We start from the raw sequence: 6,860 nt of genomic DNA, 5'->3' as shown, positions 1-6,860 counted from the left end.
AGCATTTCAGAAGTTGTTTTTGCTTGCATGTGAAGTTGTAGGTAGTCTGGGCCACCAGCTTTTGAGTCTGTACCTGACATGTTGAAGCCACCAAATGGTTGGTAGCCAACAATCGCACCTGTACAACCACGGTTGAAGTAAAGGTTTCCAACATGGAATTCTTCACGTGCTTTTTCTAAGTTCATGCGGTTTGTCGTAATGACAGCACCTGTTAAACCGTATTCTGTATCGTTCGCAATTTCAATCGCATGATCGAAATCCTTTGCTTTTGCAATCGCTACTACTGGTCCGAAGATTTCTTCTTTCATAATACGTGCAGAAGGCTCTACGTCCGCAAATACAGTTGGTTGTACGAAGTAACCTACTGTATCATCTGCTGTACCACCAGCTACTAGACGACCTTCGCCTTTACCGATTTCGATGTATTCCGTAATTTTATTGAATGCTGCTTGGTCAATAACCGTTGCCATGAAGTTGCTGAAATCTGTTGGATCTCCAACTGTTAGTGCGTTTGTTAACTCTTCTACACGGTTCACTACTTGGTCATACACATCTTCTACGATAACAGCACGAGAACATGCTGAACATTTTTGACCTGAGAAACCAAATGCTGATTTCACGATCGATTGTGCAGCTAATTCAAGATCTGCTTCTTTATCGACAACGATTGTATCTTTACCGCCCATTTCAGCGATAACGCGTTTGATCCAAATTTGACCATCATTTAGGACAGATGCTCGTTGGTTAATACGTAAACCAACATCACGTGAACCTGTGAAGCTGATGAAACGAGTTTTTGGGTGATCCACTAAGTAGTCGCCCACTTCTGCACCAGAACCTGGTACAAAGTTAACAGCTCCTGCTGGAAGACCTGCTTCTTCTAATACTTCGATAAATTTATATGCCACTACTGGTGTTGTAGAAGCTGGTTTTAGTAATACTGTGTTACCTGTTACTAAAGCAGCCACTGTTGTACCAGCCATAATCGCAAATGGGAAGTTCCAAGGTGAGATGACGATACCGATTCCTAGTGGAATATAGTCATAGCGGTTGTATTCACCTGGACGGCTTTCTACTGGTTGACCGTTTTTAATGCGTAGCATTTGGCGACCATAGTATTCTAAGAAGTCGATTGCTTCTGCTGTATCTGCATCTGCCTCAGCCCATGGTTTCCCAGCTTCTTTTGTTAATAATGCTGAGAATTCATGTTTACGACGACGAATAATAGCTGCTGCTTTGAAAAGAACGTCTGCACGAATAGCTGGATCTACCTTTTTCCAAGTTTTGAATGTTTCATCTGCTGCTTGCATCGCTTTTTCAGCTAAATCTTTGCTTGCTTTTGACACACGGCCGATAACTTCTGTTTTCTTTGCAGGATTGTACGAAACAATTTTATCTTCCGTTGTAATACGCTCACCACCGATAATAAGTGGGTAGTCTTGCCCTAAGTAACCTTCAACTTTATTTAAAGCCTCTACATAAGCATTGTAGTTTGCCTCTTGTGAAAAATCTGTGAATGGTTCGTGTTTGTATGGAATCATATCTGTTTCCTCCCCTGGATAAAGGGTGCAAAATGATTATGCACCTTTAAAGATTTTGTTAATTATATAATGCAATATAATTTGGCATTAATCAACTAATTTTAAAACTTTTTTAATTATTGCATCTGTTTTTCGTATTGGTGTTAGAATAAGCATAATGGAATACAGGAGGACAAGATGGATAATAATGTATTACTAAGCATTTATAAATACGTCATTGAAAAAGGTGATATGGGAATCTGCGTTGTGGATACAGAAGGCAAATTGCTCATTTACAATAAAAAAATGCGAGAACTAGAAGGCGTGAATGAAGACGAGTATGAGGAGAGGCGAGCAATAGAAATCATTGATTTCGAAATCGAAAAAAGCGATATCTTTAAAGTTCTAAGTTCTGAAACGCCAGTTCTACATGTGAAAAAAACGTATTGGAATAAAAAAAATCAAGAAGTGACCTACATAAGCAATATTTATCCGTTGCACTATGAGGGTGTTTTAGTAGGGGCTGTAGAGTTTGCTCGGGATATTACGCAGCTTGAATATATGATGTATCAGCCATTAAGAAGATACGGTGCACCGCTAACATTTGATATTATTACGGCTGTCTCCGAAGTTATGAAGGGTGTCATTGAAAAGGCAAAAATTGTCGCCTTGAGCAGAATGCCTGTTGTGCTAATAGGGGAGTCAGGTACTGGAATTGATATGATTGCTGAGGGGATTCATCATGATCTAAACGTGCAAAATGATATGTTTATCGCATTAATTTGCCGGCGAGATGAGCAAACAGTGTTGAATCAATTTGAAAAATACATTGTTGAAAAAGAGAGAATTACTTTTTTTGCTGAACGCATCGAATATTTATCACTCGAGGCACAAGAAAAGATTGTCGAGCTATTCAACGATCATCCAAATCATCAGCATGTTTTAATTGCTAGTGTTGGCAAAGACCCAATAGATTTGATTCAAAAACAGGAGCTTTCTAAAAAACTGTACCGCTTATTTTCTGGAATCACAATTTATGTACCACCTTTGCGTGAAAGAAAAGAAGATATGATGCCATTTATTGATGATTACTTCAAAAGGCATCGTGATAGCTTTGGCTCAACGATTCAAGGACTTTCGGAAGAAGTTCAAGAGATATTTTTGAAATATGATTGGCCAGGTAATTTAAAGGAATTAGAAGTATTGCTGGATGAAATTACCTCTCTGATTACCAATGAAACGGTCGTAGAATCCCATATGCTACCTGTTCATTTTAAATGGAAAATCCAAAGTACATGTGAGGAAACAGAAAATGAAGTATCAACAAGTGATTTGTTTGTCATTAAAAATCAGCAAGACATTCGACCATTAGATGTCTACATGAAAGAGGTGGAGGAATATTATATTTCCAAGGCTTTAGACTTTCATCAAGGTAATATCTCCAAAACCGCGGCTGCATTGGGAATTCGACGACAAAGTTTACAATATCGCGTAAAAAACTATAAGCTCAATAAAAAAAGCGAAAACATGGATTAACAATGTTTTCGCTTTTTTTGATAGCTTGTTTAGAATGACGGATAAAGCAGTCGAACTGACGGATAGAATTCCGAAAGTGACGGCTAGAATTATCGAACTGTTGGATAGTCACTAGCCTTAAGTCTTATTTTCCTTTTTTTGAAAGACGACCAAGGGCGAAGGCTGCTGCTCCTAAGCCAATTGCTAGGTTTGTTTTTTTATTAAACACTTGTTTTGTTACAAGTGCTACGTTTTGTGGGCGCTCAGCTAGACGGCGCATAAAGTAACCGTACCAGTCGTTACCAAATGGTAGGTATGTGCAGAAATTATAGCCTTCACGTGCAAGGTCTAACTGCATTTCTTTACGGAAACCATATAGCATTTGGAATTCAAACTTATCATTTGGAACGTTATGCTGTTTAACGAATTGCTTCACATGATTAATAACATTGTGGTCATGAGTAGCGATAGAAGTAAATTTACCATGTAACAAGTGATGTTCGATTAGCTTCAAATAGTTCCGGTCGATATCACCCTTTGATTGATATGCTACACTTTCTGGCTCTTTGTAAGCACCTTTTACAATACGTAAACGGAAGTTTTTGTACTTCTCAATATTTTCCTCTGACTCGAAGAAGTAAGCTTGAATAACAGTTCCCACATTATCAAATTCTTTGTGTAACTCCTCTAATAATTCAAAAGAGCTGTGTAAACGTTCATAATTTTCCATATCGAAATTCACGAAAATATTATATTGATGTGCAAGCTCTACGATTTCTTTTAGGTTTTCGTAGCAAAATGCGTAATCAATATCTAACCCTAATTGGGAAGGTTTAAGTGAAATATGAGCATCTAGTTGCTCATCGTGAATCGCTTGGACAACAGCTAAAATATTATTTTTTGCAGCAGTTGCTTCTGATTTCTCATAAACGAACTCTCCAAGATTGTCGACTGTACAAGAAATATTCGCTTTATTTAATTCTTTAATAGATTGGACAACTTCAGGTAAGCTAGTGCCTGCAACAACACTTTGTGCCCCCATTTTTAGACCATATTTTTGTGCAGCGCTATTTAATACTTTGTTTTCTGATAAGTAAATGAAAAAATCACGTAGTACCATTTTATGCCTCCAAAATTGAAAATTTTAAATTCTTGGCGATTATAACACTTTTTTCGAAAAGTAAAATGGGATGATTTTTAGAAAAAAATTTTTTGAACAGATGACTGAGGAGGTAAACTCTTGGCGTAATTGATTTTTCGAATTTAAAAACGGCCATAAAAAATATTTTTTCAAAAAAAAGGACTTTTCAAAATAATAGTTTTGTTTTATGTTAAAATTTTTGTCTTAAAACGGAAGTGCTGCTTTATTGAAGGAGTTTATTGCTATAATTTTGCTAATTTATTGGGTGAAAGAGTGTTTATTTAAACCCAATCTATAAGAAAAAAAGAAATAAGTGAAATCCTTCTATTGATAATATGTTGATATAATTTTATGGTATGGATAATTGAGGTATTTTGGAAATTAAATAAAAAATATACACTTTTTAGTGTAATCATAAATCTATCATTTATAGTAAAAATTTAAAAGGTGTATTATAATACAATGGTGTATAATCATGAATAAAAAATGCACATGTTATGAAAATTTAGTTACTTTTGATTAAGAATAGTGTGTCTATTAGTGATGCTAAGGGATTAGGGCGACTATAAACTGAGATAAGGTGGAAAGTATGGCAAGGGGTAGAAAATTTAATTCAAATGGTGAACGAAGCAAACAACTATTACTTGAAAAAGCGATAGAGCTATTTTCTGATAAAGGATATCATCATACAAAAATTAGTGATATTGTGAAGGCTGCTAATGTAACACAGCCTACTTTTTATTTATACTTTAAAAGTAAAGATGCACTTTATAATGATTTGAACTTGCAATTTCAGAGTGGCTTTTTTGAAGCGATGAATAGTAAATCCTCTGATAGTATGGCTAATGGATTAGAAGCATTTATTTCGATTTTAGAACAAAAACTGTCAAAATTGTTTCTCTACATAATCGAAAATCCGAAGCTATCAAAAATCGGTTTTATAGAATCTAAGCAGGCAATTTTAGTAAAATCTCAACTAACGCAAGAATTAATCCATCTTATTTATCTTCATGATTGTGACAAGGATTTACAACGTTATCGTGTAGATATTAAAATTTTAATAGATTCTTTAGTTGGATCGATGGAGAGACTGATTTTAACCAATTTACTAGAGCAAAAAAGATTGCCAGCAGAACTAGCAAACGATATTGTACAATTATATTTTTGGAAAACTGAAGAAATCATACAAAAATCCTCCCATCAGTCGTAATGTAGATTGATGGGAGGATTTTTCTTAATTTTCAAATTTTATGTGCTGATAATAACCTTTTTGTCCCTTGCTTTGTTTATTCGGATGAATGAGTAGCATATATTCCTGATTGAGTGATAAAGGACTCGTTGGAGTAACAATTAATGTTTGCCCTTCGACTTTAGTAGTGGCTAATACTTCATCGCCCCCTAAAGCAATAAGTTGAATAGACCCCTTATCCATTTGTGAAACAAGTGCTGTAGGTAGTTTCACCGTTATTTTTCCTGTTTGAATGCTAGTCTTCCCAATTGAAAGCTTTTTATATTTAGGGTATTGCTCCTTTATGGCATCAAAATGTGCCTGGAAAATAGGCGCTGTTGTTGTTTGAATATTGGGTTTGACTCCTACTTCATGAATGGTTTGCTGGGCAGGACCTGTAAATTTGCCTACAGTTAATTTTAAGTAGCTTCCGTCATGGAGCATATAAAAGCCCTGCATGGCGCCCTTCCCGTAAGTAGTTTCACCGTATAAAATAGCTGCTTTTTGGTCTTTTAATGATGCAGAAAGCATTTCAGAAGCACTAGCGCTGTATCGATTGACTAAAATACGCGTATTTACTGGAAACTTCGTATTTTGCTTAACGGCTGGTATTGTATAAGAGGCATGTGCTTCCTCTAATAGATACGCAACTTTTGCTGATGGAAATAGACCTGTAAGCTCTTCAGCTGTTGTAACATACCCGCCACCGTTATTTTGTAAATCGAAGATAAACGATTTAGCACCGCGCTTTTTTAAATCAGCTAACGCTTTTTTGACAAGCTGTGCACCATCTTCTGAAAATGAAGCTAGTGAAATGTAGCCAACATGCCCAAACAATAATTTAGATTGTACATTTGGTAATGTGAATTTTTTTCGTGTAATGGTTTTTGTCGTCGTCGTTTCATTACTATGTTTAAGTGTAACTTTCACCTGACTACCTTCATGACCAGTTAAGAGAGAAGAGGTCTCCTGTGTAGAACGACCAATAATTGACTCACCATTTACTGCAATAATGATATCTCCTGCTTGTAAGCCTGCATCAAATGCACCACTGCCCTCAATTACTTGTAAAATATGAATACCATCTTCGTGCTCTTCAATCACAACACCGATGCCGATGGATGATAAATTGATGCTATTCATATAATCTTCAAATTCTTGTTTTGTAAAATAAGTGGAGTAAGGATCCAGCATATCAATAATTTCTGCGATGGATGTAGCCTTTTCTAAGTTTCCGTTAATCGTCCCCACATACGTATTCTGTATAATATCCTTTACTTCTCTTACTAACGATTGTTCATGGCTAGCTGCTTGCGTAGATGTTAGTGGTAGGAGAAAGAAGCCTAGAATAAATACGAACGGCCATATTAATTTTTTCATTGAACACCTCTTTTCTAGAACTCACAATAGGAATGTATGTCCTCCTAGTTAATGGATGGATACATTTTACAATTGA

The 6,860-nt window shown here is 35.9% G+C and carries 5 protein-coding genes; 2 read left to right on the top strand and 3 right to left on the bottom strand.

All coding sequences use genetic code 11. From position 1 onward, the window contains the following. On the bottom strand, window positions 1–1,541 hold a 1,541-nt coding region (pruA, locus tag AC3CH7_RS07065; RefSeq protein WP_061504551.1), incomplete at its 3' end, for an L-glutamate gamma-semialdehyde dehydrogenase. Between the two features lie 177 nt (window positions 1,542–1,718). Between pruA and AC3CH7_RS07060 the strand changes: the two genes are divergently transcribed. Next, entirely contained in the window at window positions 1,719–3,056 is a 1,338-nt protein-coding gene (locus AC3CH7_RS07060) for an AAA-type ATPase lid domain-containing protein (RefSeq protein ID WP_012292877.1), read from the top strand. 124 nt (window positions 3,057–3,180) lie between these two features. Here AC3CH7_RS07060 and AC3CH7_RS07055 read toward each other — a convergent pair whose 3' ends face one another. Beyond that, the gene (locus AC3CH7_RS07055; RefSeq protein WP_012292878.1) at window positions 3,181–4,155 is read right to left on the bottom strand and encodes a proline dehydrogenase family protein; all 975 of its coding nucleotides are present in this window, start codon (window positions 4,153–4,155) and stop codon (window positions 3,181–3,183) included. Window positions 4,156–4,765: 610 nt separating this feature from the next. On the opposite strand from AC3CH7_RS07055, the gene AC3CH7_RS07050 reads away from it, so the two are divergent. Further along, the gene (locus tag AC3CH7_RS07050; RefSeq protein WP_031418674.1) at window positions 4,766–5,386 is read left to right on the top strand and encodes a TetR/AcrR family transcriptional regulator; all 621 of its coding nucleotides are present in this window, start codon (window positions 4,766–4,768) and stop codon (window positions 5,384–5,386) included. 24 nt (window positions 5,387–5,410) lie between these two features. Here AC3CH7_RS07050 and AC3CH7_RS07045 read toward each other — a convergent pair whose 3' ends face one another. Then, window positions 5,411–6,784, bottom strand: coding sequence for a S41 family peptidase (locus tag AC3CH7_RS07045; protein ID WP_012292880.1), 1,374 nt, complete (start codon window positions 6,782–6,784; stop codon window positions 5,411–5,413). Between the last annotated feature and the right edge of the window lie 76 nt (window positions 6,785–6,860).

Source organism: Lysinibacillus sp. F12 (genome assembly GCF_057773605.1).
The sequence above is the reverse complement of the archived record's forward strand: the minus strand, read 5'-3'. Positions and strand labels throughout refer to the sequence as shown.

Coding starts and splice junctions, on each gene's coding strand:
- AC3CH7_RS07060 (WP_012292877.1), top strand. CDS start 1,719: ATGGATAATAATGTATTACTAAGCATTTATAAATACGTCATTGAAAAA.
- AC3CH7_RS07055 (WP_012292878.1), bottom strand. CDS start 4,155: ATGGTACTACGTGATTTTTTCATTTACTTATCAGAAAACAAAGTATTA.
- AC3CH7_RS07050 (WP_031418674.1), top strand. CDS start 4,766: ATGGCAAGGGGTAGAAAATTTAATTCAAATGGTGAACGAAGCAAACAA.
- AC3CH7_RS07045 (WP_012292880.1), bottom strand. CDS start 6,784: ATGAAAAAATTAATATGGCCGTTCGTATTTATTCTAGGCTTCTTTCTC.